Raw genomic sequence first — 26,546 nt, 5'->3', positions numbered from 1 at the left:
AACCAATAAGGAAAAATTATGATTCCACAATTATTTGTAGAAAAAATCGATTTAGGTGATGGCAGAAGCATCACAATCGAGACAGGACGTTTAGCCAAACAAGCTGATGGTTCTGTAGTAGTAAGAATGGGCGATACGATGATACTTGCAACAGCAGTATCTGCACGTAGCGCTAACCCAAATGTTGATTTTTTACCATTAACGGTAGATTATCGCGAAAAATTTGCAGCAGCTGGTCGTTTTCCAGGTGGTTTCTTTAAGAGAGAAGCTCGCCCTAGCGATAGCGAAGTATTAACAATGAGATTAGTAGACCGTGTTTTACGTCCGCTTTTCCCAGACGATTACCACGCTGAAACACAAGTTATGATTCAATTAATGTCTCATGACGAAGAAGTTATGCCTGATGCTTTAGCTGGTTTAGCTGCATCTGCTGCATTAGCTGTTTCGGATATTCCTTTTTACAACTTAATCTCTGAAGTACGTGTTGCACGTATCGACGGTAAATTTGTAATTAACCCAAGCAGAGAAGACTTAGCAAAATCTGACATCGACATGATGATTGGTGCTTCTATGGATTCAGTTGCCATGGTTGAAGGAGAAATGAAAGAAATCTCAGAAGCAGAAATGGTAGAAGCTATCAAATTTGCTCACGAAGCTATAAAAGTTCAAATTCAGGCTCAATTACGTTTACAAGCTGCTTTTGGTAAAAAAGAAACTCGTACTTACGAAGGTGAGAAAGAAAACGAAGAAATTTACAAAAAAGTAAAAGCTGCAGCTTACGATAAAATTTATGCTATTGCAAAAGTTGGATCGGCTAAGCACGAAAGAACAGCTTCATTTGCTGAAGTAAAAGAAGAAGTAAAAGCTTTATTTACTGAAGAAGAATTAGCTGCTGACGGAGATTTAGTTTCTAAATATTTCTACAAAACAAACAAAGAAGCTGTTCGTAATGTAGTATTAGAATTAGGTATTCGTTTAGATGGTAGAAAAACTACAGACATCAGACCAATCTGGTGTGAAACTGATTATTTACCAAGAGTTCACGGTTCTTCTTTATTTACACGTGGAGAAACTCAGGCTTTAGCTACAGTAACTTTAGGAACTTCAAGAGAAGCGAATCAAATTGATTCTCCATCTGAACAAGGTGAAGAGAAATTCTACTTACATTATAACTTCCCTCCTTTCTCAACTGGTGAAGCAAAACCATTAAGAGGAACTTCAAGAAGAGAAGTTGGTCACGGTAACTTAGCTCAAAGAGCTTTAAAAAACATGATTCCTGCTGATTGTCCTTACACAATTCGTATTGTATCTGAAGTTTTAGAATCTAACGGTTCTTCTTCTATGGCAACAGTTTGTGCTGGAACAATGGCTTTGATGGATGCTGGAGTTCAAATGGTAAAACCAGTTTCTGGAATTGCTATGGGATTGATTACTGATGGTGAGAAATTTGCTGTACTGTCAGACATTTTAGGTGATGAAGATCACTTAGGAGACATGGACTTTAAAGTAACCGGAACTGCTGACGGTATTACAGCTTGTCAAATGGACATTAAAATTGATGGTTTACGTTACGACATTATGGAGCAGGCTTTAGGGCAAGCACGTGAAGGACGTTTACATATTTTAGGAAAACTGACTGAAACTATTGCTGCTCCAAGAGCAGACGTTAAAGCGCATTCTCCAAAAATCATCACCAGAACTATTCCTGGAAACTTTATTGGAGCATTAATTGGACCTGGTGGAAAAGTAATTCAGGAATTACAAAAAGCTACAGGAACAACTATTGTAATCAACGAAGTTGATGAGCAAGGTGTTATCGAAATCTTAGGTACAGATCCTGCAGGAATTGAAGCAGTATTAGCTAAAATTCAATCTATTACTTTCAAACCTCAAATGGGCGAAGCTTACGAAGTTAAAGTAATTAAAATGCTTGATTTTGGAGCTGTAGTAGAATATACTGCTGCACCAGGAAACGAAGTTTTACTTCACGTATCTGAATTAGCTTGGGAACGTACAGAAAATGTTACTGATGTAGTAAACATGGGAGATGTATTTCAGGTTAAATATTTAGGTCTTGATCCTAAAACAAGAAAAGAAAAAGTGTCAAGAAAAGCACTTTTACCAAGACCTCCACGTGAGGAGAAAAAAGAGTAATCAGATCTTAGTTTACTAAAGGTTTATTCATAGAAAACCCCAATTCATTTGCTTGAATTGGGGTTTTTCGTTTAAAATACTTAAACATTAAATCAATTAAAAAGTTTATTCTTCTTGAAGGGAATTTTACTTCGAATTAAATAAGCATGGTAACAACTTGGCACATCAAAAGTCCATTTTGGGAGAATCAGGATAATAAGCAACACATCAATATGACCGATAATTCCAAAAATAATGGCCAACGAAAAAGTAATCCCGGAATAACCAAAACCAATCATCCCAACAAAAGCAAGCAATAGCGTTATTCCCCATAATTTAGACAACAACGCATGTGTACAAGTTTCTTTTCCAAATTTCCAAAAACTAAAAACATACGTTAAAGCCTCCATTATGAAAATCAAAGTAATTGGCCAGGCATTATTTATTATTATTTCAGGATTCAACAACCAGGAACACCACGCAACACAAAGCCAAAAAACCAAATCGGTCTGACTGTCCATTCTTCTAAGTTTTTCTGATGAAGTTCCTAATCTTCGCGCCATAATTCCGTCAAAAATATCAGACAATAATCCAAGAAAGATTAAAACAATCAATTCTTTTCTAATTTCACTACCATAATTATAGGTTAGAGTTATTAAAACAGGCCCTAATAAAAGCCTGAAAGCAATAAGCAAAATTGGTATATTTTTCATTTGTTTATTTTTTGAATTGCCAGTTAAAAAAAGGAAGTTTGCGTTTTCCATTTGTATTCCAAAGACCAAATTGCATTCCTCTTAATTCTTTAGAATTATTAAACAATCCAATTTGAATTCCGTTATGTCGCCTGGAAACATTCGATGTCCCAATCTGAATTCCATTACCTGAATCAGATATGTTAGCCAAACCTGAAATACTTACACCAGAAAAACTCTTAGTACTTAATATTCCTCCAACAGAGAATCCATTCATTTTATTCATTCCCGAAATTATCGAAATATTCATCCCTCTTAATTCTGCTCCACCCGTAAATCCGCCTGAACTAATATTCAAACCATTTATCCTAATATAAGTAGCTGTGCAATCATCAAAAAAAGCTACATTACTAATAGCATTGTCATTAATCCCAACAACCAAAGATTCAAAAGGAACATTAATTGAAATTGTGAATAAAGCCACTGAAAGAGGACTGGCTTCAACATTTAATCCATTAATGGTTTGAAGCTTAATATTTTTGTTTTCATAATGCCCTACTCCCAACGCAAAGCCATTTACTTTATTGACTCTTTTAGATATTGGAGATAAACTAAAAATCTTTATACTATCATTCCTTAAATTATTATTCGATTTCCATCTAAAATAATGCAGATCAACATCATTACCTCCAAATATTATTGAAGAACCTGCAAGAAGATTGTTTACCAAAGTATCTGTTTCTTTTGGCACATTATGCTGCCCAAAGCAAATGCCATTAAACAATAAAACACCTATAAGCTGTACTCTGTAAAAATTGCCAAAATATTTGACATTCATAATCTGATTTATAATTTTCATATTATTTTTCTTTAAAATTACAAACCAAACTTATTGCAATTATCACATATGGATTTGCATAAATCAATAAAATTATTTTCTATATTTGTGATTATCGCAAATTATGAAGTATCAGGAATCATTATTAAAAGCCATTCGACTTAAAGTTTCTTCTTCGGTTTCTTTAATAGATGAAATAGCAGCTATTTTAGAAATTAGTTATGATGCTTCGCACCGGAGAATATCTCAAAAAAGTAAATTCTCTATCGATGAAGCCATTAAACTCGCCAATCATTTTAATATCTCGTTAGACAATCTCTTTTCGAAAAAAGAAAAAGTTATTGTAGAAAAAACAATCGAAATCGAGACGTTAAAAGATATGCTTCAGTACTTTAAATCCTCGGCAGAACAAGTGGAGATACTCACAAAGAATCCGGAAACGATATTGTATTATTCAGCAAAAGATATTCCGCTGTTTTATTTTATGGATGGAACCATTCTGTCAAAATTCAAAGCTTTTGTGTGGCTGAACCTCTTAAATTCCAATCAGAAAAAAGTTTCTTTTGAGAATTTTATTATCGAAGAATCGTTTACCGAGTTTATGCAAAAACTAAAAAAAGCGTATGAGAACACTTTTGTAAATGAAATCTGGAATGACACTACTATAAACAGCAGCCTGCAGCAGATTCTTTATTTTTACGAAGCTGGTTTACTGGACTTAAAAAGTGCGAATGCGCTTTGCAAAGACCTAAAAAGAATCATCAATTTAATACAGGAAAAATGCAACAAACCCAACACCAATTTTGCCATTTATTACAATGAATTGATCTTACTCAACAACAATATGCTCATTGAAACCAATGAAAAATTGACCATGTTTGTGCCTTATACTTTACTTGGTTATTTTATTACTGATAATGATGACAGCTGCAAAAATGTGCATCAGTTTTTTAAGCAGCAAATTAGCAACTCAAAACCATTAGGACAATCCGGTATTAAAGAGCAAAATTTGTTTTTTAACAGAGCAAACAGAAAGATAGATTATTACATTGAAAAGATAAATTCGCAAGTTGATCTCTTTTTTTAACGCCAATTCTGTCAAAGACTTTCATAGAATACCCTAATTCATTTACTTGAACTGGGGCTTTTATTTTATTACCAAACAGTACTATTAATGAAAATCACAAAAAAATCAACAAACCTTATTTTTAACGGGAATTAAACTAAAAAAACATATCTTTTTCACTCTTTTATTCAAAGAAAAAAAATATCTTTAGCCTACCAAAAATAAACGTATTAACCCTAACCCCCCTATTATGGAATTTAAAGTTGTCCAAATTACAAAAATTAATACCGTAGATTTCAAATTCACTGACACAGAAAATCTTACTTTACCGGTTCCTCCTTTAGCTTCGGCAAACCATTTCACAAATAACGGAGTAGACACATTAAAAATATGTGCTACTATATACATTAATTCTAAAGATTCAAAAACTCCGGTTGTTGGAAGTTTATCAGAAGATGGTAATGTTTTCGAAGTTTATTTTGACTACGATTGGGATGACGCTTCACCTGAAACTTACGATGTTTGGTATGTAGAAATTGACTATACTTCTACAACCGTTGGAAATATAACACAAGTTATCTCTTATTTGAAAAATTTAAATTCAACAATAATTGTAGGCGGTGGTTTAGGAGAAGACCCTGTAACTTCAAGAGGAACAAAGACAAGCGCAAAAGATTAATCTAAAAAAAACTGCGTTAATCTATAGATTTAGATTATCTTAAATTCGGTAGTTTTTAAATCTACAATCAATAAATATTATATGTTTAGATCTGATAATTTCACAAAATATCTTTAATGATAAAAAAAGTACATATTTTTATTATATTTTTTTTCTTTTTTCCTGTAGTAGCTTTTTCACAACAAGAAAAAGGTCTTAATTATTTTGAATTAGCTGTAAAAAAAAAATCAAATAAGTTAAAAAGTGAAATTAACTTTAACAAAGCGCAATATTTTTTTTTAAAAAAAGAATGGGACTCTACATTGGTATATTCGATGAAGCAACTAAACTCGAATACTGACCAAGAAACGAAAGAATATTGCCATTATTTTAGAGCTTATTCCCTGAGAAAAAAAGAACTTTACAAACAAGCACACATTGAATTTCGATTAATAAACAAATCTTTCCAATATTATTATCTGGTTGATAATAATATTGGATTATTATTTTATTATGAAAAGAATTTCGAAAAAGCCATTATTTACTATCTAAAAGCTGAAAAAGAAATATTAAATCATAAAGACGAAAGTGAAATAGCAAGTTTATATACCAATATTGGAATCTGTTATTTACACTTAAATCAATATACAAAAGCAGAATTTTATTTAAAAAAAGATGCCCTTTTAAATCCCAGTCAAATTAACAAAAGTGTCGTTCAGTCTATTATAAACATTGCAAACCTATATTATCTACAATATAAAGATCAACAAGCCATATATTACTTCCTAAAAGCTTACAATTTATCTAAAAATATAAATGATTTCGACCTAAAACATACAACAGCATTCAACATGGCGGTTGTAGAAGAGAATAGAGGTGATTACAAGAGAGCACTAGCCTATAGAAAAGAATCAACTCAATGGAAAGACTCCTTAAACAACCAAAACAAAATATGGGCTGTCGCTGATTTCGAAAAGAAGTTTGCTGTTGCTCAAAAACAAAAACAAATTAAAGTATTAGAAGTCGAAAACAAGTTAAAAGACACTCAACGTAACAGTTTGTTTTTTGCAGCAATAGGCTTACTATTAATTTTAACGGGAGGAGTTTATCTATACGGTCAAAAAGTAAAAAATGCAAAAACCATTTTACTTCAAAAAAATAAACTCGATGAACTTAATGCTACTAAAGATCAGTTATTTTCTATTGTAAGTCATGATTTAAGATCGTCTGTAAATGCATTAAAAACAAGTAATGCTAAATTATCAGCAACACTCGAAACTAAAAATTATGATGAGCTCCATCAGCTTATCATCCAAAATAGCACTATTGCCAATGGCGCTTACAGTTTATTAGACAATTTACTGCATTGGGCGATGCTGCAAACCAAACAATTGTACTTTCATAAGGAATCTATTCATTTATATTCTATTGTACAGCAAATCGAATACAACTACAAACCTTTGCTTTTGGATAAAGCGATTACTTTTGAAAATTCGGTATCGAAAAATATTTTTATTTTTGTAGATCTTGATTCTTTAAAAATTGTACTTCGAAATTTATTAGATAATGCTATTAAATTTTCTAATGAAAATGGCAAAATAAGTTTTTACACCCAGGAAACCAATCCTGATTTTTGCGATCTTATAATCGAAGATAACGGAATTGGAATGAGTGAAAACACTATTAAAGAGTTACTACAAGAAGGAGAGCTTTTAGCCAAAAAAAGCAACTCAGAAATTATAGGAACCGGTTTAGGCTTGCAGTTGTGCAAACAAATGATCAAAAAAAATAGCGGAACTTTAGTTATAGAAAGTGAAATTAACAAGGGAACTAAAATGATATTAAGCTTCCCGAAAACAAAAACAAATGGATAATATTAATGTTTTAATTATAGAAGATACTCCAGAACAAAGCGATGCACTTGTTAAAGTTCTGGTAGAGAACAATTACAACATTACAGGCGTTGCTGCCAACTTTACCGATGCATTAAAACTTTTTTATGAGAACACGGTAGATATCATTATTATAGATGTTTTTCTGGACGGAAAACCAGACGGAATTACCTTTGCTGAATCTATTAATATAATTCCAAACGCTTCGAAACCATTTGTGTTTTTGACCAGTTCGCAGGATCGTCAAATTTTTGAAAGAGCAAAACTTACCAAGCCTTTTAGTTTTTTGATGAAACCTTTTAATGAACTCGAAATTCTCTACGCTATAGAAATGGCTGTTGAGAAATTCTACGCTCAAATCAATGTTTTTATGAGCGAAGAACAAGATACTGTAGTTAGTAATGATTATTTGTTTATAAAGAAGAAAAACTCACTAAAAAAAGTCGCCATAAACGACATTTTATATATCGAAGTCGAAGAACGCTATTGCAATATTATTACCGAAAAGGAGAAATTCGTTATTCAGATCTCTCTCACCAAAATCAGTAATTTATTGGATAAAAATAAATTCGTGAAAACACATCGCAATACGATTGTCAATAAAGATAAAATTGAAGAAATTATTTTGGCCGACAATCTTATTATCTTAAAAGGAGACCACAACATAAACCTGAGTGATACTTATAAAGATTTCCTAAAAAAGATGAATATTCTGTCTTAAGGCAATTAAGTCAAAACCGTATAAATCTTCTCTATCCCGGGAGGATTTTTTTGTTTTTGAAGGAAATATCCCAAGTACGTAGAGCTTCAGCAAATTTCATGACAAGAAAAATGGCTTTCGTGACATTTTTGATTTCAAACAGGTAAATCAAAATTACTTTTACGCCAGAACCCAAAAGCTATAGACATAAATGAGACTTGCCGTAAATACACCACCAGACATGAAAATTTTATCCATTTTAAAAAAAATAAAAAACAACCCTTGGATTGGTATTGCTGTTTCTCTGACTTTAATAATTCCGAGTTTATACGAAATTCTTGATGACGTTACAGTATTACGAAAGGAATACATCTTATTGATTATAGCATTTCCTTTATACATAAAATCGCTAAAAAAAATATTCGACGATATGCTTGATGTCTATGATGACATATCTGAATAAAAAAAGTTTGCCCCTTTTTCAACAAAAAACACTTCACACTTAAGCTTTTAAGTCTGGGTGTTTTTTTATTTTAAATAAAAATTTATTTTTTTGTAACTTTTTCGCATCTCTTTACGTATAACTACTTGTACACTTAAAAATTGAGGAGACAAAAAACATGAGACAACTTAAAATCACCAAGCAGGTAACCAATCGTGAAACTGCATCGTTAGACAAATACCTACAAGAAATTGGAAAAGTTGACCTAATTACCGCTGATGAAGAGGTAGAATTAGCACAAAGAATAAAGGCTGGTGATCAAAGAGCTTTAGAAAAATTAACAAAAGCCAACCTACGTTTCGTTGTATCGGTTGCTAAACAATATCAAAATCAAGGATTAACTCTTCCGGATTTAATTAATGAAGGAAACTTAGGTTTAATTAAAGCGGCTCAACGTTTTGATGAAACTCGTGGTTTCAAATTCATCTCTTATGCTGTATGGTGGATTCGTCAATCGATTCTTCAGGCTTTGGCAGAACAATCACGTATTGTTCGTTTACCATTAAACAAAATTGGTTCTATCAATAAAATCAACAAAATGTATGCGTTATTAGAGCAATCTAACGAGCGTCCGCCTTCTGCTGAGGAAATTGCAAAAGAACTTGACATGACTGTAAATGACGTAAAAGAGTCTATGAAAAACTCTGGTCGTCACTTATCTATGGATGCACCTCTTGTTGAAGGTGAAGATTCTAACCTTTATGACGTTTTACGTTCCGGAGAATCTCCAAACCCTGACAGAGAGTTAATTCACGAATCATTACGTACTGAAATCGAGCGTTCATTAGAAACATTAACTCCAAGAGAGGCAGATGTTGTTCGTTTGTATTTTGGTCTTGGCGATCAGCACCCAATGACTTTAGAAGAAATTGGAGAAACTTTCGACTTAACTCGTGAGCGTGTTCGTCAGATTAAAGAAAAAGCAATCCGCAGATTAAAACATACTTCAAGAAGTAAAATTCTTAAAACTTACTTAGGTTAATATAAAAAATAAGTTCCAATATTTTTGAATTCCAAATTCCAATTATTGTTGGGATTTGGAATTTATTGCGAAAGTGCTTATATTGGACTTTAAAGCAAACAACAGTTTGATTGACTGTTCGTTTTTTGATTGATGATTGAAACTCCGGCTGATTACCGGAGTTTTTTATTGGCCTTAATTGAAAATTCATTTACCCGCAAAGTCCGCAAAGGTTTTTTATCTTTTGGATCTTGTAAAAACATAAAGTTCGCAAAGCTTTGCGTTGATCAAACTTTGCGAACTTTGTAAATTCATCAAAACCTTCAGCATAAAACTTTGTGACCTTTGCGTAAATCTTTGCGGACTTTGCGGTTAAATTTCAATGTAAGTCATAAAAAATCTATCTTTGCAAAAAATAACACTACACACAACTACACAATGAAGAATACACTTATCGCTCCTTCTGTTCTTGCAGCTGATTTTGCCAATTTACAACGTGATATCGAAATGATCAACAACAGTCAGGCTGATTGGTTTCATATTGATATTATGGATGGTGTTTTTGTTCCGAATATTTCTTTTGGAATGCCAGTTTTAGAAGCAATTTCAAGACATGCTAAAAAAACAATCGATGTACATTTGATGATTGTCGATCCGGACAGATACATTAAGACTTTTGCAGATTTAGGTGCAAATATCCTGAGCGTACATTACGAAGCTTGTACACACCTTCACAGAACACTTCAGGCCATTAAAGCCGAAGGAATGAAAGCTGGAGTTGCGATTAATCCTCATACTAATATCGATTTATTAGAAGATGTTATCAACGATATTGACTTAGTTTGTATCATGAGTGTGAATCCAGGTTTTGGAGGACAATCCTTTATCGAGAATACTTATGCTAAAGTAAAAAAACTAAAAGATTTAATTACTCGTAAAAATGCTTCGACAATTATTGAGATTGACGGTGGTGTAACCAGTAAAAATGCAAAACAATTAGTAGAAGCCGGAGCTGATGTTTTGGTTGCCGGAAGCTTTGTTTTTAAAGCTGAAAACCCAACTCAGACTATTGCAGAATTAAAAGCTTTGACAACTTTTTAAATTTTAAAAAGAAATAAAAAAACAGCCGAAGAGAAATCTTCGGCTGTTTTTATGTGATTCAATTTTCAAAATTAAATTTGCTCTAATCTGCAAGATCTGCGTGAAAAAAGACCTTTATAATCCTTTAATCAATTCTGAAAAATGTTGGCTTTTCTATATCCGGTCAAACTAATATTTCTGTGCTTTTTAAAAAATTTATTCAAATGACTTTCGTCCGAAAAACCAAATTCTTCTACAATTTCATTGATTCTCATGTCGCTAAAACGCAATCGGTGTTCTATTAATCTTATTTTATAATTTGAAATAAAAGACTGAATTGTTTCTCCGGAATGATTTTTAAAATAACTCCCCAAATAAGTATCAGATATATCAAATTCTTTTGCTACAGCCGAAGCTTTTAATTTTTCAGGACAAAAAATATGAGCCTGAATGTAATTGATGATTTCCAGAATTCTTTTATCGGCACTTTCTTTTACTCCTGTTGGTTTTATTTTTGCAATATTCCTGGCAGCAATTACAATAAGCGCGTTTACATAATGCGTAATTAAATCTTCATCGTAAATATCTTTATTATCGATCGCATGAATCAAGGAATCTGAAATTGATTTTACCAGAAATTCATCTGCTTTTCGTTTTAAAATACAACCCGATAAATGTGTTGCATAATGCAGCAAACATCCTATATGATCGATACTTTTTGATTTGTATTCTTTTACATACTCGCTATTAATCTTAACCAACAAAAATTCTGTTGTAGTTAAAATATCAAAATTATGATAATCATTGGGTGTCAATAACATCAAATTTCCCGTTTGATAAGAAATACAATTGCCATTGATCTTAAGAAATCCATTTCCTGAAATAACATAAACCATCTGAAAAAAACTGAATTGCGAATTTACAATTGGGCATTCATCTACTTTTTTATAAAGCACTTCTACCGACTGATGCATGTTTTCTTTTCTCATAACACAAAAGTACTTTTTTATCATTTAATTGTACCGAAAAAACAATAATACTCAGTTTAATTTTGCTAAAAATAAAATATAAAAATGAAGCAAAAATTTTACTCCAGCAAAAACAATATCGCTTTAATCGCTATTTGTCTGGCAACCTTAATGTTCTCTCTTGAAATTTCAAGTGTTCCTGTCATCCTTCCAACACTCGAAAATGTACTGAACGCTAATCTCAAAGACATGCAATGGATCATGAATATCTACACCATAGGATGCACCACTGTTTTGATGGCAGCAGGAACTCTGGCCGACCGATACGGCCGAAAGCGTATTTTGATTATTACTTTAATTTTATTTGGTATTTCATCATTAATTTGCGGTTTAGCAGAGGATGTAACTTTATTAGTAATAAGTCGTTTCTTTCAGGGAATAAGCGGAGGCGCAATGTTAATTTGTCAGGTCGCTACTTTATCCCATCAATTTCAGGAAGGAAAAGAACGCAGCAGGGCTTTTAGTATCTGGGGAATTATCCTTGGTGTCGGACTCGGATTTGGGCCCATAATAGGCGGTTCGATTATAGCAATATTATCCTGGCAATGGGTATTTTTAATCCATGTACCAATTGCTGTTCTTGCCGTGATTCTGGTTTACGGTTATGTAGACGAATCTAAAGATCCTGATGCTAAAAAAATAGACCTCTGGGGTATGATCACATTATCTGCAGCTGTGTTTGGATTAACATATTATATTACGCAAGGACCTGATCTTGGTTTTACGAGCTTTATAGCTTTGGGTATTTTAGCCATTACAATACTAAGTTTTGTGTTGTTTTTATGGGTCGAAAAAACCAATCCTTATCCTATGTTTGATTTTACGGTATTTAAAATCCGTAATTTTTCAGGTGCTATTTTAGGATCAATTGGTATGAATTTTAGCTTTTGGCCTTTTATCATTTATCTTCCTATTTATTTCCAAAGTTGTTTAGGATATGATGTCGTGACAGTCGGACTTTCTTTACTTGCTTATACCCTTCCTACCTTAATAATTCCGCCTTTTGCCGAATATCTTTCGGTTCGTTATCGCGCAGGAATTGTAATTCCGTTAGGTTTGTTTGTAATAGGATTGGGCTTTATTGTTATGAGATATGGCAGCATTGCAGAACATGCCAGCTGGCTCACGATGCTTCCTGGTTCTTTACTGGCAGGAATTGGCTTAGGCTTAACGAATACACCCGTCACGAACACAACTACAGGCTCAGTCCCTTCTAATCGTTCGGGCATGGCATCAGGAATAGACATGAGTGCCCGATTGATTACTTTATCTATCAATATTGCTTTAATGGGATTTATTCTGGTAAAAGGAATTTTCTTCTATTTAAATAATGCCTTTTCAGCAGCTATCGATACAAAAACATTACAATCTCTTTCAGAAAAAATTGCAGCAGGAAACTTTTCATCCCTTAACCAAGATTTTCCTCAGCTAGCAACATTAGATTCGTCTCAATCCATTTTACATGCGGCACTGGCTCATGGTTTTGAAATGATATTACTTTACGGCGGAATTGGTGTCTGGATTTTAGCTATTATGAGTTTTATATTGTTTAATCCTCGAAAAAAGCAAAATAAGTTATGATTGAAAGGTCTATAATTTGTGCCGTTAAGCACTAAATATTGCTATTCCTGTTTTCTACCAATATTTAGTACCTAACGGCACATCTCAACTCTTGACTAGTATTTATAAATCTATTTTTTAGCAACTAAAAATCCTTACTGCTTTTTAAGTTTTTTAAATTGGGAAAGAAATCAATTCCGGTCATTTGTTCTAAAGTTTCAATAGGAACTACAAAATCATACAATGATTGATCACTATCCTGATTCGGAACCAGAAAAGCGATTGCTTTATGTTCTTTCCCTGTTTTAGCCAAAATAATTTTATAAAAATATTTAGGAACAGCTACTTTTTCTGTTCCTATTTTTTTATCTGAATCGTTCAGGATTCCTCCTGTTACCACATAAATGTCATTGTATTTATCAGCCCAATAACGTGTTTTTTGTTCTAATCTGTTCCAGATTCCGCTATTAAAATCGTGATCCTGTGGCGAAATGTTCGAGGTATAAAAAGTATCGTTATATGCCTTTTGATCAAATTCCATATCTCCGGCAGGACAAAGATGCCCTTTATCATAACCTGACTTTTTATAATTTCTCCAATCTGCAGAACCCGTCGTTACACTTGGATCTTCAATAAAATAAGGACGTTTATAATTTCCGTTTTTTAGGTATTCTTTCTTTAATTCATAAGCCACCCATTCTGCCTGCTCAAACTTTTCATTATAAGAAAGTGTGTAATATTGATGTTTTACAATTTGTTTTGTTGTCGAAGTGGGTAAATAGGCATAAGTATATAACGAATCTGTACTGCTTTGATTAGAGGCAAGAGAAGTTTGTGCTTCCTGACCTAATTCATTATCGTTGCTGATTTCTTTTTTACATGACAATAAAGCAAAGCCAATTAAACCTAAAACAATATAATTCTTCATTCTTTTACTATTTATTTTTCTTCTAAAATTCAACTTCAGCAAAAAGTCAGTTCTTACAAAAATACAACCTAAGAGGGTAAAAAAAAACGCTCCAAAAAATTACATTTTCTGAAGCGTTTTCTAACAAATTAATTCTATTTAAAGAACTAAGATTTTACTAATTTATCCTTTTTCATTTTAGGAGAAACAGATCCTTTTACTACACCACCTTTATTAGATTGCAAATCATCTAAAACATTCAATGCTTCTTCAACATAAACGTCTTTAGATAATGCCTGATGCCATGCATCTCTTTTCTCTTTTAAGGTAGCATCGCTTTTCATTTCAAGTTCTTCATAAGGTAAAGATTTAAAAACCAGACTATTTTTATAATCAGAAATTGGCTTGTATTTTTTACCTTCATTTTCAACTTGTTCCTGAGTAGCTTTAAAACTATTAATATTTAAGCTATAGGTGTTTTCTTTATTTTTAACATCAATCCATTTTGCATTGTCTTCAATCAATTTGAATTGTGCATTTTGAGCGATTCTATCTTTACTATTTGCAATTGCTTTCGTAAAATTCTCGTTCGATTTCCAAGTGCTATAATCTGCAGGATCTATTTTATCCCACGGCATAGCATTGTCGATATCGCGTTCTCCCATTTTTAGGTAAGCGTAACGATCCGGCATCACCACATCACTATGAACACCTTCTAACTGAGTCGAACCTCCGTTGATTCTGTAGAACTTTTGTCCTGTAATTTTCAAAGCTCCTAAATCACCATAATTTGCATTACGAACAAACTGATTTAAGTCTAAAACGTTTTGAACTGTTCCTTTACCATAAGTTTGTTTACTACCAATGATAACACCACGTTTGTAATCCTGAATTGCAGCAGCCAAAATCTCTGATGCCGAAGCCGAGAAGCTGTTTACCATAATTACTAATGGTCCGTCCCACTCAATTTTTTTATCTTTATCGTATAAAACTTCTTTCTTTTTACCTGCTGATTTTACCTGAACAATTGGTCCTTCTTCTATAAATAAACCAGCGATGTCCACTACTGTAGATAAAGATCCACCTCCATCATCACGAACGTCAAGTACAATACCATTGATATCTTCTTTTTTCAGTCTTTCTACTTCAAGCGCAATATCTTTTCCGGCATCACGACCATCTTTATTTTCAAAATCGATATAAAATTTCGGTAAATAAATTACTCCGTATTTCAAACCGTTTCTTTCTACAATACTTGATTTAGCGTATGTTTCTTCAATTTCAACGATATCTCTAACAATCGAAATCACTTTAATCGTTCCGTCTACTTTTTTAACTGTAAGTTTTACTTCAGTTCCTTTGTGACCTTTAATTTTTTTCACAACATCGTCTAAACGCATCCCTACAACATCTACAGGTTCTTCGTTTCCTTGTGCTACTTTCAAAATTAAATCTCCGGCTTCAAGTTGTTTTCCTTTCCAGGCTGGTCCACCAGAAATTAACTCATCAATTTGAGTAAAATCATTTTTCTTCGTTAATCGTGCTCCAATACCTTCCAGTTTTCCACTGATGTTTACATCAAAACGATCTTTTTCCTCAGGGGCAAAATAACTTGTATGCGGGTCAAAACGAGTCATGATTGAGTTTACATATACAGAAAACCAATCTTCTTTATTTAGATCTTTAATCAAACTAAAGTTATCATCCAGCGATTTTAGAGAACTGTCGCGTGTTTCTTTTTCTAAAGTTTCAAAAGATTTTACTTTATAGTTAGAATCTGCTTTCTTTTTATCCTCTTCTAACTTTTGCTTTGTTACGAGCGAAGAAAGGGTAGATAACTTAATTTGTTTTCTCCATCTTTCATTGATTTCTGTTGCATTTTTTGCATAAGGCAACTTATCATAATCAGCATTGAAAGTTTCATCAACATCATAGTTGAATGGCTGTGCTAAAATAGTCTTATAACGTTTTTTGCTTTCCTCCATACGTTTCATCAATCTTGTATAAGTAAGATTGAAAAACGTTAAATCCTTATTCAAAAACTGATCGTCTAATTGCAGCTCATATTGTTTGAATTCATCAATATCAGACTGCAAAAAGAATCTTTTTGAAGGATCTAATGCATCAACATAATCTTTAAAAATTCCTTTAGAAAACTCGTCATTTATTTCTGCCGGACTATAATGTCCTTTTTCAATAACAAATGCCAATAATTCTAAAAGTGTTTTATCTCTGTTCGGGTCCGGATCAACTGACTTATCTGCATTAATTTTAAAAGCAAATAAGGTTAAAGACAAGCATAATACGGCTATAAGTATTTTATAATTTCTTTTCATAAACTTAATAATAGCATTCATCAAATTTTTTAATCTAAGTTAACGGTAAAAATTGTGCCAACTTGCCAAGTTCGCTATAATTTTTTGTTAAAGATATAAAAATGTTTGAACCTCAAAAGTCTTCTTGAATTAAGTTTATAATTTTTGCTTATTTGTTAGTATTCTACCAAAATCAGTTACTACATTTGCTTTTACAAGCTTTAATTTTGATAAATTGAGATAAGAACCACAGCATGGAAAATGAAAAACCTTTAATATTAGTCACCAATGATGACGGAATTCTTGCACCGGGAATTAGGGCTTTAATCAGCGTTATGGAAACCATTGGAGACGTTATAGTAGTAGCACCAGACAAGCCTCAAAGCGCAATGGGTCACGCCATTACCATAAACAATACTTTATTTCTTGACAAAATTTCGAAAGAAGAAGATATTATAACAGAATATAGCTGCTCCGGAACTCCTGTTGACTGTGTAAAACTGGCCGTAAATGAAATTTTAAAAAGAAAACCGGATCTTTGCGTTTCAGGAATTAATCACGGAACAAATTCTTCTATAAATGTTATTTATTCCGGGACTATGAGCGCTGCTGTCGAGGCGGGTATAGAGGGAATTCAGGCTATTGGATTCTCCTTATTAGACTTTGACTGGAATGCCGATTTTGAACAAATAAAATCATTCGTTAAAAAAATAACTTTAGAAACCCTCAAAAATAAATTGCCTCCGGGTGTCGTTTTAAACGTTAATTTCCCAAAATTAAAAGAGAACGAAATTAAAGGAATAAAAATTTGTCGTCAGGCGAAAGCGTATTATGCACAAAAATTCGACAAACGACAAACTCCTTTTGGAAAAGATTATTACTGGCTTACAGGCAAATTTACTAATGAAGATCAGGGAGAAGACACAGATGAATGGGCTTTAGAAAACGGTTACATATCTGTAGTTCCTGTTCAGTTTGACTTAACGGCTCATCATTCTATGCAACAACTTAATACCTGGAATTTAAATGAATAAAAAAGACTTACTTATTGGTTTTATCGTCGGAATTTTCACAGCATTACTCGGAAGTTATTTGTTTGTTACTTTTTTTACAAAATTCGATTTTGCAACGGGAATTCATACCATAAAAAAAGAAGGTTATTTAGGAAAAGTAATTACTATAGGAACGGTTTTAGATCTTGCTGTTTTTTGGATTCTGTTAAAAAGAAACGAAGAACTAAAAGCAAGAGGTGTTGTTCTCGCCGTTATTGTGTTGGCCATTTCTACTTTATTTATTTAAATCTTATCTTTGCCTTGCAAAAAAAATGTTGTGTTTAAAAATTGAAACACACTTTTAATAAAATCCATATGAAATACTACATAATAGCAGGTGAAGCTTCCGGAGATCTACACGGTTCAAATTTAATGAAAGCTTTATACGAGGAAGATCCTCAGGCCGACATTAGATTTTGGGGAGGTGACTTAATGCAAAAAGCAGGCGGAACTTTAGTAAAGCACTATCGTGAATTGGCTTTTATGGGTTTTGTTGAAGTAATTTTTAATTTAAAAACCATTTTAAACAATATCAAAATTTGCAAAAAAGACATCTTAGAATTTCAGCCTGATGTTTTAATTTTTATTGATTATCCCGGGTTTAATATGCGAATTGCAAAATGGGCAAAAGCATTAAATTATAAAACTCATTATTATATTTCGCCCCAAATTTGGGCCTGGAAAGAAAACCGTATCAAAGCGATCAAAGAAGACGTTGATAAAATGTTTGTGATTTTGCCTTTCGAAAAAAGCTTTTACGAAGACAAACATCATTTTCCGGTAGATTTTGTGGGACATCCTTTAATTGATGCTATCCAGAATCAGCCTGCTTTTGATGAAGCTACTTTTAGAAAAGAAAACCAATTGGGCGAAAAACGCATCATTGCTGTTTTACCCGGAAGCCGAAAACAGGAAATCACTAAAATGCTAAGCGTTATGCTAAGCGTTGTGGATGATTTTCAGGATTATGAATTTGTAATTGCAGGCGCGCCAAGTCAGGATTATGAGTTTTACCAGCAATTTATAAAAAACAAAAACATCGCATTTGTTTCGAATAGAACTTATGATTTGCTTCGTTCTTCAACTGCGGCTTTGGTAACTTCAGGAACAGCAACTTTGGAAACGGCTCTTTTTAAAGTTCCGGAAGTAGTGTGTTATAAAGGAAGCTCCATCTCTTACCAAATTGCGAAACGCATTATTACTTTAAAATACATTTCTCTTGTGAATTTAATTATGGATCAGGAAGTTGTAACCGAATTGATTCAGAGCGAATGCAATACAAAACGTATTAAAGAAGAGTTGCAAAAATTATTAGAACCAACTTATCGCGAAAAAATACTTCAGAATTATGATATTCTGGAGCAAAAATTGGGCGGAGTTGGCGCAAGTAAAAAAACAGCAAAACTTATTGTAGCTGATTTGAAATAATTAAAGATTTTTGGTTTGAAAAAAATACTTCTCATATTTCTTTTAGTCGTCTTTTTTGTTTCTTGTAAATCGACATCAACTGCTGTGAGCAAAAAAGAATCGAAGACCGAAAACAAAAAAGAAAACAGATATGTAGTTAATAATCTGATCAGGAAAGCGACAGATAATATTGGTGTAAAATACAAAGCCGGCGGCACTACAAAAAATGGTTACGATTGTTCAGGATTAGTATTTACTACTTTTGAATCAGAAAATATCAAGTTGCCAAGACCCTCTTATGAACAAGCAAAAATTGGAAAAATAATTAAAGTTAATGATGCTCAAAAGGGCGATTTAATTTTTTTTAAAACCAATAAAAGCAGACAAATTAACCACGTTGGCCTGATTACCGAAGTTAATTCAAATGAAATTAAGTTCGTTCACTCTTCAACTTCAAAAGGAGTTATAATTTCTTCTACAAAAGAAGCGTACTATCAAAATTCATTTGTACAAATCAATAGAGTTATTGAATAACAAATAAATAAAATATATCTTTTTTCTTACAAATATTTAATACTTTTAAACCATGAAAGTATTAGATTTCCCGTTAACCAAAATTACGATTTGGTTTCTTTTTGGTATTTTGTTTTGTTATTATTGTAAGCCGTCATTAGATATTGCTTTTTCAGTATTTATAGTTGCAATAATTGTGTTTACGATCTTGTATTTTCTTATCAAAAGAAATAAAAGGTTCACTACTTTTTTTGGAATCAATACTTATTTTATTTCGTTTGCTATTGGAATTTTAACCTTGCTTCTTCATACTAATTCCCTTCAAAAATCTAATTACATTCATTGCAAAAAAGCATTTGAAACTCCGCAAATTATCACCTTCACTTTACGGGAAAAACTAAAAAGTAATGCTTACAATGATAGGTTTATTGCGATAATAAACAATATTGATGGGGGAAATTATTCCGGTAAAATCATTGTCAACATTCAAAAAGACAGCCTTAAAAATCTGATTATTGGAAATGTAATCAAAGTAAAAACAGTTTTACAACAAAATAGTTCAAACAAAAATCCCAACCAATTTGACTACGGTAAATATCTGGCAGATAAGCAAATTTACGCGCAGATCTATACGAACAAAACAGAAATCACTATTAATAAAAACCCTAAAAAAGACATTTGGTATTATTCCGGCCGACTGCATTCGCGTATCGTTCGTAATCTTGAAAAAGCCAATTTTAACAATGAAGAAATGAATGTTGCTCTCGCACTTATTTTAGGGCAACAACAAGATATTTCCTCTGAAATTATTCAGGATTATCAGTATTCCGGAGCGACACACATATTATCGGTTTCAGGATTACATGTAGGCTTTATAATGCTTTTTATCAATTTTATTTTAAAACCAATTCCAAATACCCGAAAAGGTTCTCTGATAAAATTAATTTCGATTTTATTATCCTTAGGCGCTTTTGCCATAATTTCAGGGTTATCGCCATCTGTTTTACGTTCTGTTGTGATGTTTTCCTTTTTAGCAATAGGAAACCATTTACGCCGAAGCGGAAGTATTTACCATACCTTACTGGTCTCAATGTTACTAATATTACTTTGTGAACCCTATTTTTTATTTGATGTTGGTTTTCAGTTAAGCTATCTTGCTTTGTTTTTTATTGTTTGGCTGCAACCATTATTAAAACAAATCTGGACTCCAAAACATAAAATTCAAACAACAATCTGGAATGCATTAACGGTTTCGTTTGCCGCACAAATTGGTACTTTGCCTTTGTGCTTGTATTATTTTCATCAATTTCCGGGATTATTTTTCGTTACCAATATTGTTATTATTCCAATTTTATCTTTTATAATGATCGCTGGAATTATAGTAATGATTCTCGCGATTTTCATGTCTCCTCCCGCTATCATCATAGAAATTTTCGAAAAAAGTATTTACCTATTAAACAAAACGATTCATATTGTAGCTTCGTTTGAATGGTTCGTAATACGAGATATCAGTTTCAACTTTTATTATCTCCTTACTTTTTATATTTTCATTATTTCGGCAATCGTCTGGAATAAAAAGCCCAATTACAATCAATTTGCTTTTTTATTAATTACGATAGTTCTGCTGCAGCTATCTTTTATCTACACCAAAAAAGAAATCGAAAACACAAACGAATTGATTGTTTATAACACCAAGAAAAATACACTTCTTTCTGAAAGAACAGGAAAGAAAATTACACTTTTTACAAATGATACTCTATCGAAAAACAGCATTCTCAATGCTTATTTAGTTGGAAATTTTGGAAAATTATCATCAACCAATAAAATTAAAAACGTCTTATATTTTAATGGAAAAAAAATATCCATAATAGACAGCTCCGGAATTTATGAAACCAGGATTCAACCTGATATCTTGATTCTTACCCAATCGCCTAAAATAAATTTAGATCGAATATTAGAAGATCTACATCCAAAAATAATAATCGCCGATGCATCAAATTCATATTCGATCCAGAAAACATGGAAATATACTTGTCTCAAAAGAAATATCCCTTTTCACGCAACGAGCGAAAAAGGATATTATAAATTAAATTAGAATAAAATTAAACGAGTTTATTCTCCGTTTAATATCATCTTAGCATCCGATATCCATTTTTTTGCCCCACCAAAATTGTAATCAAGCAAACCCAGTTTGTTAATCATGGGCTTGTTCTTTCTGATAGATGCTGTAGCCAGGCAAACTTTTGGCAATTCCTCAATCCCCAAAGCTTCCTTTAGCTTAACATTTTGTTCTCTGTCTTCTGGAGATAAGGTCGCATCAGACAAATCAAGTTTTAGCAAAATGATATTTTTATTGGACCAATCTAAAAAATCACGTGTTGCAAAAACTTCGTTCTGAATACTCTGCGAAGTTCCCGATGATGTAAAGAAAATCAAAAGCGGTTTTCTTTGCTCATCACACATTTTAAGGGCATCAATCATATTTGTTTTCCAAACTAAATTTTGTGAATGTAAAAACGAGGAACCCAAAATAAATAAAAAAATAAGTAGTTTTTGCTTCATATCTAATCCAAGTTTAAATTAAATTTATTTCACTAATTTAACATAAACGATATAAAAAACATATAGAATACGAGCGTAATTAATTAAAAATACGCAATCACTAATAAATCATTATTTTTTTGTTGGTTTCATAAAAAACAGGAGTTTAATTAACAAACTACTGATTAACAGCAAAAAAGCTCGTAAAAAAAAATATCCCTTTTCGTTTAAAAAACGAAAAGGGAATCTACAAATTAAACTAAGAAACTTAATTTAAATTTAATTTATTCGCTAGGATGCAAAATTGCATTTGATTCTGCTATCCATGCTTTTGCACCACCTGGTTTATAGGCAATTTTTCCTAAAGCGCTAAAAGTTGTTTTATTTTTTCGGATTGAAGCACTTGCAAAACATACTTCAGGCAATTCCTGTACACCAAATGCATTTTTTAATTTGATATTCTGCTCTTTATCACTTTGATCAATAGCAGAGTCTGACAGGTCAAGTTTTACAAGAACAACATTATCACGGGACCAAACTGCAAAATCCGGAGTTTTAAAAATTTCATTCTGAAGATTTTCGGGTACACCTGAGGCAGTGAATAAAATTAACATTGGTCTTCTTAGGTCATTACTTATAGCAATTGCATCAGTCATGTTTGTTCTCCAAACTAAATTTTGTGCTTGCAGAAAAAATGAACCTAAAAAAAATAGTAGGATAAGTAATTTTTTAGTCATAATCTAATTGGTTTTGGTTAGTATAGCATGACGAAATTAACATATTATTTTAATTTTCCAATTTTTATTAATACAAAAAATACATTATATGTTTTTTTACACATAATAAAATATCAAAGTGTCAAAATACTCTAAAACAAATGAATACTTTTCTTACCAAACAAAAAAAACTCCTTACGCAAACGTAAGGAGTTTCTATACTATTATAGAGTATGTAGTTTTTAAGATTTTTTTGGATGAACAATTCCTTCAGCAACTGTTAACCAGGCAGATGGTCCGCCGGCAACATATCCTGTTTGTCCCAATCCTTTAAAATTTACTTTACCATCTTTGGCTTCAGCACTTGTAAAATAAATGGTCGGAAATCCCTGAATCCCGAAAGCTTGTTGCAATTCGTTATTCTGATTTTTAATTTCCGGCGCTTGCGGTGTTCTTCTAGGATAGTCCAGCTCCACTAAAATGACATTATCTTTAGCCCATTTAGTAAATTCCGGTGTTTTTAAAACTTCAGTCTGCAAACGAATACACCAACCACACCAATCACTTCCCGTAAAAAACATCAACATTGGCTTTTGTTCTTTATTACTTACAGTAATTGCCTCTCTTACATCAGTATACCATTTTAATTCTTGCGCCTGCACTGCAAATGCACCAACTAAAAACAAGGTTATTAAAAATATTTTTTTCATGGTCTTTTTAATTTTTGACAAATTTAAACAAAAAATGAATCCGTATATAAGTCTATTTTACTTCCTGCATTAATTTCCTGATAAAAGGAGAAATTGCCAATAAAATCAATCCTGCAACTAGCGAATATATAGCCAATTGATAATATCCTTCTGTATACGATTGCAGTTTAGAGACTAAAGTATCTCCCGTATTAGATCTCGAAATCTGCGCTCCCAGTTTACCTGCAGCCAATTGACCAAAAGCACTTGCCAGAAACCATAATCCCATCATCATACCAAAAAGTCTTTTTGGAGACAATTTTGTAATAATAGACATTCCGATTGGTCCTAAACAAAGCTCACCAATAGTGGTTATTAAATAAGCAAAAGTAAATACATTCAAAGAAGCAATTCCCTTAGAATTTGCAAAGAATTTCGTTAGATAGAAAATATAGAATGAAGCTGCAAGAAATAAAAATCCAATTCCGAATTTAATTAAAGTATTCGGTTCAATTTTTCGTTTTCCAAGCCATATCCATAATAATCCAATAAGCGGACTTAAAACCACTACAAAAAATGTATTGGAACTATTATTAACAACATTGGGATCAATAGTAAAAAACAGCAATTGATCATTCAGATTATCTTTTGCAAAAAGCGACAATGAGCCGCCACTTTGTTCGTAAATAGAATTAAACAAGAAATAGAAAAACACAAACAGAAAAGCTGCAAAAAGCTTCTTTTGTAATTTAGCATCTGCTAATTTAAACAATTCATAGGCAAAATATAAAACGGCAATTGTACCAATAGTATACATGAAATAATCTGTATATTTAGTATTCTTTACCATTATAAAAATAAAAGGCAAACTCAAAATAGACAAAGCATATACCGCAATTTCCCTGATTCTTCTTTTATTTTTCTCTAAATGCAATAATGGAGAATCTCCAATTGGTCCTAAATGTTTTTTAGTAAACAAAAAGGTAATTAATCCTAAAAACATCACAATTGCCGCTGATAAAAAGCACAATTGCCAAGAATAAAATTTCCCTAAATAAACGCATAACGCACCACCAAAAAGTCCTCCAACATTTATTCCCGCATAGAACATTCCGTAACCGGCATCTCTTCGTCCGTCGTTTTCGTGATACAATTCTCCTACCATCGAAGAAACATTGGGTTTAAAGAAACCTGTTCCAATAATCGAAAAAGCAATTCCGTAATAAAAGAAATCATGAGGCGCAACGGCAATCAAAAGATTCCCTAAAATCATTACGATTCCTCCAAAAAACAATGACTTTTTGAAACCCAGCACTTTATCTGCAAAAATACCTCCAATAAAAGTAAAGGCATATACAAAAGCCTGAATAGCCCCATATTGTTCACTGGCATGATCTTCTTTCAAAAAAAGCTGATCTACCATAAAAATCACAAGAACACCGCGCATTCCGTAAAAACAAAAACGCTCCCACATCTCAACAAAAAACAAATACCACAATTGTTTTGGGTAATTGCCTTTAAAATTTTGAATTTCCTCTAAAGTGATCTTCTGCTCCATTTATTTATAAATAATTTAATTGATTCCTCTTTCTTTCATCACCTTGTTAAGCTGCTTTACCAAAACAAACATCAGTACCGTTGCAAACATTAACAATGCAAAATTAACCCAAAAAAAGTTGGCTTTGTTGTCGTACGTATCCCACATACTCGCCAAAACTCCACTTAACTTATTACCTATAGAAGTTGACAAAAACCAACCTCCCATCATTAAGGAAGTAATATTTACCGGACTTAATTTAGATACTACCGACAAGCCCATCGGACTTAAAAATAATTCTCCGATTGTTATGATTCCGTAATTTGCTACCAGCCACCAGGCACTCACTTTTTCTGCTCCGTCATGACCAATTTGTACAGCAGCGACCATTACCAAAACAGACAGTGCCGAAATTAGCAAACCAAAAGCAATTTTTGTAGGTGTTGAGGGTTCTTTTTTTCTGGATCGTAAAAAAGAGAAAAATGCAACAATCAAAGGCGTTAGTATAATTACCCAGGCAGGATTTATAGATTGACTTAAATTGGTTGCCCAAAGATGCACTTTCGCACCTTCTGCAGGTAATTTTTCAGGAGCAACATTTCTAAAATATAGTGGGTAATTTACTTCTGTTTCTACCACTCCATTTACTTTTTGCAAACGAAATTGTTCATCATATACCTCAGTTGATACTTTTTTATATTCTACTTCTTTGGCTAATTTTAGTTTACCTACAAACTGACCAGCAGTTCCGGTTACTTCTCTGTCCGTATAACGATCAGCCCAGGTAGTAAGTGCCGAACCATTAAGTTTAAAAACGGCCCAAAATAAAATTACGACTCCAAAAATAGCCAATAAAGCTCCAATTGGTCGTTTATCTTCTACTTTAGCCTTAAAATAAAGTGACCCGTAAAAGAAAACTATCGGAATACAGGCAAAAATAAAAGCATCTGTACTATCTGAACCAAAGATATAACTGTCTAAATTAGTTTCTGAAGCAACACCTTTTATCAACCAGCCAATAGCTCCGAAAACAAAAGAAGGCAACAAGATAAACAGGATAATTTTATAGAACGGCATATCGCCTTCCTGCACTCCTTTTTTCTGATCGTATCCTACATAATGTTTTGTACCTAATAAAAACACTATAACACCTATAAACATCCCGACACCGGCAGCCATAAAAGCCCAATGCCATCCTAAAAGAATCTGCAAGGCAGCACCAAAGAAATTACAAATAAAAGCCCCAACATTGATTCCCATATAGAAAATATTGTAGCCTTCGTCTTTTTTATCTTTATACTCTTCTTTAGAATAAAAACTTCCTAATAATGTAGAAATATTAGGTTTAAAAAAACCATTACCCACAATTACCAGAGTCATGGCGATGTAAAGCACTGTAATATCATGCACTCCCATTAAGAAGTATCCAATACCCATTAAAATTCCGCCAAAAACAATAGATTTTTTGTAGCCCAAATACCTATCAGCAACAAGTCCTCCAATAAAAGGTGTTAAAAAAACTAAAGCTATAAAAGTTCCGTATAAATCAGAAGCTTCTTTCTCGGTCATTGAAAATCCATCCTTTACATCTTTTAAATATAAAGTAAAAATCCCGATCATTAAATAATAACCAAAACGCTCCCACATTTCAGATAAAAACAAATAAGGAAGTGCTTTTGGGTGTTTTTTCCACATAGCTGTAATCTCTTTAAAATTAAAATTACCTACAAGCCTAAACCTGTAGGTAATTTTCATATAT

The 26,546-nt window shown here is 32.5% G+C and carries 24 protein-coding genes; 14 read left to right on the top strand and 10 right to left on the bottom strand.

The genetic code is table 11. The features are described 5' to 3' along the window. Positions 1-18: 18 nt before the first annotated feature. The gene (locus FLP_RS09250; protein WP_065449243.1) at positions 19-2,154 is read left to right on the top strand and encodes a polyribonucleotide nucleotidyltransferase; all 2,136 of its coding nucleotides are present in this window, start codon (positions 19-21) and stop codon (positions 2,152-2,154) included. Positions 2,155-2,246: 92 nt separating this feature from the next. On the opposite strand, the gene FLP_RS09245 is transcribed toward FLP_RS09250, so the two are convergent. Both FLP_RS09245 and FLP_RS09240 read right to left on the bottom strand, forming a co-directional pair. Then, positions 2,247-2,846, bottom strand: coding sequence for a CDP-alcohol phosphatidyltransferase family protein (locus tag FLP_RS09245; protein ID WP_065449313.1), 600 nt, complete (start codon positions 2,844-2,846; stop codon positions 2,247-2,249). A gap of 4 nt (positions 2,847-2,850) precedes the next feature. After that, positions 2,851-3,684, bottom strand: a complete 834-nt coding sequence (locus FLP_RS09240) for an LA_2272 family surface repeat-containing protein (RefSeq protein ID WP_065449242.1) — start codon at positions 3,682-3,684, stop codon at positions 2,851-2,853. A 103-nt stretch (positions 3,685-3,787) separates the two neighbouring features. On the opposite strand from FLP_RS09240, the gene FLP_RS09235 reads away from it, so the two are divergent. From FLP_RS09235 to rpe, 7 genes are all read left to right on the top strand, one after another. Next, positions 3,788-4,750: a hypothetical protein gene (locus FLP_RS09235; protein WP_065449241.1), complete on the top strand. Its 963-nt coding sequence runs from the start codon at positions 3,788-3,790 to the stop codon at positions 4,748-4,750. Positions 4,751-4,979: 229 nt separating this feature from the next. Beyond that, complete coding sequence (locus tag FLP_RS09230) at positions 4,980-5,408, top strand: hypothetical protein (protein WP_065449240.1); 429 nt, start codon at positions 4,980-4,982, stop codon at positions 5,406-5,408. A 314-nt stretch (positions 5,409-5,722) separates the two neighbouring features. Further along, positions 5,723-7,261, top strand: a complete 1,539-nt coding sequence (locus tag FLP_RS09225) for a tetratricopeptide repeat-containing sensor histidine kinase (RefSeq protein WP_083195841.1) — start codon at positions 5,723-5,725, stop codon at positions 7,259-7,261. After that, complete coding sequence (locus FLP_RS09220; RefSeq protein WP_065449238.1) at positions 7,254-8,000, top strand: LytR/AlgR family response regulator transcription factor; 747 nt, start codon at positions 7,254-7,256, stop codon at positions 7,998-8,000. The genes FLP_RS09225 and FLP_RS09220 overlap by 8 nt, the downstream gene beginning before the upstream one ends. Before the next feature lie 190 nt (positions 8,001-8,190). Continuing rightward, on the top strand, positions 8,191-8,442 hold the full coding sequence (locus tag FLP_RS09215) for a hypothetical protein (protein WP_065449237.1): 252 nt from the start codon (positions 8,191-8,193) through the stop codon (positions 8,440-8,442). Positions 8,443-8,599: 157 nt separating this feature from the next. Beyond that, a complete protein-coding gene (locus tag FLP_RS09210) occupies positions 8,600-9,463 on the top strand; it encodes a sigma-70 family RNA polymerase sigma factor (RefSeq protein WP_007804760.1) in 864 nt (287 codons plus the stop codon). Positions 9,464-9,880: 417 nt separating this feature from the next. Further along, positions 9,881-10,543 (top strand): ribulose-phosphate 3-epimerase, encoded by a 663-nt coding sequence (rpe, locus tag FLP_RS09200; protein ID WP_065449235.1) that lies wholly within the window; start codon positions 9,881-9,883, stop codon positions 10,541-10,543. Positions 10,544-10,671: 128 nt separating this feature from the next. Here the strand turns inward: rpe and FLP_RS09195 are convergent, their stop codons facing one another. Next, a complete protein-coding gene (locus tag FLP_RS09195) occupies positions 10,672-11,511 on the bottom strand; it encodes a helix-turn-helix domain-containing protein (protein ID WP_174548790.1) in 840 nt (279 codons plus the stop codon). Positions 11,512-11,595: 84 nt separating this feature from the next. Here FLP_RS09195 and FLP_RS09190 point away from each other — a divergent pair, with 84 nt between their 5' ends. Next, entirely contained in the window at positions 11,596-13,131 is a 1,536-nt protein-coding gene (locus tag FLP_RS09190; protein ID WP_065449234.1) for an MFS transporter, read from the top strand. Between the two features lie 124 nt (positions 13,132-13,255). Here the strand turns inward: FLP_RS09190 and FLP_RS09185 are convergent, their stop codons facing one another. Together FLP_RS09185 and FLP_RS09180 are read right to left on the bottom strand one after the other, a co-directional pair. Further along, the gene (locus FLP_RS09185; RefSeq protein WP_065449233.1) at positions 13,256-14,038 is read right to left on the bottom strand and encodes a DNA/RNA non-specific endonuclease; all 783 of its coding nucleotides are present in this window, start codon (positions 14,036-14,038) and stop codon (positions 13,256-13,258) included. Positions 14,039-14,184: 146 nt separating this feature from the next. Beyond that, positions 14,185-16,374: a carboxy terminal-processing peptidase gene (locus FLP_RS09180; RefSeq protein ID WP_065449232.1), complete on the bottom strand. Its 2,190-nt coding sequence runs from the start codon at positions 16,372-16,374 to the stop codon at positions 14,185-14,187. A 212-nt stretch (positions 16,375-16,586) separates the two neighbouring features. Here FLP_RS09180 and surE point away from each other — a divergent pair, with 212 nt between their 5' ends. The 5 genes from surE (at position 16,587) to FLP_RS09155 (ending at position 21,399) form a co-directional block, all read left to right on the top strand. Continuing rightward, complete coding sequence (surE, locus tag FLP_RS09175; RefSeq protein ID WP_065449231.1) at positions 16,587-17,366, top strand: 5'/3'-nucleotidase SurE; 780 nt, start codon at positions 16,587-16,589, stop codon at positions 17,364-17,366. Continuing rightward, the gene (locus tag FLP_RS09170; protein ID WP_065449230.1) at positions 17,359-17,631 is read left to right on the top strand and encodes a hypothetical protein; all 273 of its coding nucleotides are present in this window, start codon (positions 17,359-17,361) and stop codon (positions 17,629-17,631) included. Before surE ends, FLP_RS09170 begins: the two co-directional genes overlap by 8 nt. A gap of 68 nt (positions 17,632-17,699) precedes the next feature. Then, the gene (gene lpxB, locus FLP_RS09165) at positions 17,700-18,812 is read left to right on the top strand and encodes a lipid-A-disaccharide synthase (RefSeq protein WP_065449229.1); all 1,113 of its coding nucleotides are present in this window, start codon (positions 17,700-17,702) and stop codon (positions 18,810-18,812) included. A 15-nt stretch (positions 18,813-18,827) separates the two neighbouring features. Further along, positions 18,828-19,325, top strand: coding sequence for a C40 family peptidase (locus FLP_RS09160; RefSeq protein ID WP_065449228.1), 498 nt, complete (start codon positions 18,828-18,830; stop codon positions 19,323-19,325). A 52-nt stretch (positions 19,326-19,377) separates the two neighbouring features. Beyond that, positions 19,378-21,399 carry a ComEC/Rec2 family competence protein gene (locus FLP_RS09155; RefSeq protein WP_065449227.1) on the top strand — a complete coding sequence of 674 codons (2,022 nt, stop codon included), beginning with the start codon at positions 19,378-19,380 and terminating at the stop codon, positions 21,397-21,399. Between the two features lie 17 nt (positions 21,400-21,416). Here the strand turns inward: FLP_RS09155 and FLP_RS09150 are convergent, their stop codons facing one another. The 5 genes from FLP_RS09150 to FLP_RS09130 all read right to left on the bottom strand — a co-directional run bounded on the left by FLP_RS09150 (position 21,417) and on the right by FLP_RS09130 (position 26,482). Further along, on the bottom strand, positions 21,417-21,866 hold the full coding sequence (locus FLP_RS09150; RefSeq protein ID WP_065449226.1) for a hypothetical protein: 450 nt from the start codon (positions 21,864-21,866) through the stop codon (positions 21,417-21,419). A 263-nt stretch (positions 21,867-22,129) separates the two neighbouring features. Continuing rightward, positions 22,130-22,582 carry a hypothetical protein gene (locus FLP_RS09145; RefSeq protein ID WP_065449225.1) on the bottom strand — a complete coding sequence of 151 codons (453 nt, stop codon included), beginning with the start codon at positions 22,580-22,582 and terminating at the stop codon, positions 22,130-22,132. Between the two features lie 221 nt (positions 22,583-22,803). Further along, entirely contained in the window at positions 22,804-23,271 is a 468-nt protein-coding gene (locus FLP_RS09140; RefSeq protein WP_065449224.1) for a thioredoxin family protein, read from the bottom strand. 52 nt (positions 23,272-23,323) lie between these two features. Beyond that, entirely contained in the window at positions 23,324-24,808 is a 1,485-nt protein-coding gene (locus FLP_RS09135) for a peptide MFS transporter (protein ID WP_065449223.1), read from the bottom strand. Between the two features lie 15 nt (positions 24,809-24,823). Continuing rightward, positions 24,824-26,482, bottom strand: coding sequence for a peptide MFS transporter (locus FLP_RS09130; protein WP_065449222.1), 1,659 nt, complete (start codon positions 26,480-26,482; stop codon positions 24,824-24,826). Positions 26,483-26,546: the final 64 nt, after the last annotated feature.

Origin of the sequence: Flavobacterium piscis (assembly GCF_001686925.1) — a bacterium.
Classification (GTDB): domain Bacteria; phylum Bacteroidota; class Bacteroidia; order Flavobacteriales; family Flavobacteriaceae; genus Flavobacterium; species Flavobacterium piscis.
The sequence above is the reverse complement of the archived record's forward strand: the minus strand, read 5'-3'. Positions and strand labels throughout refer to the sequence as shown.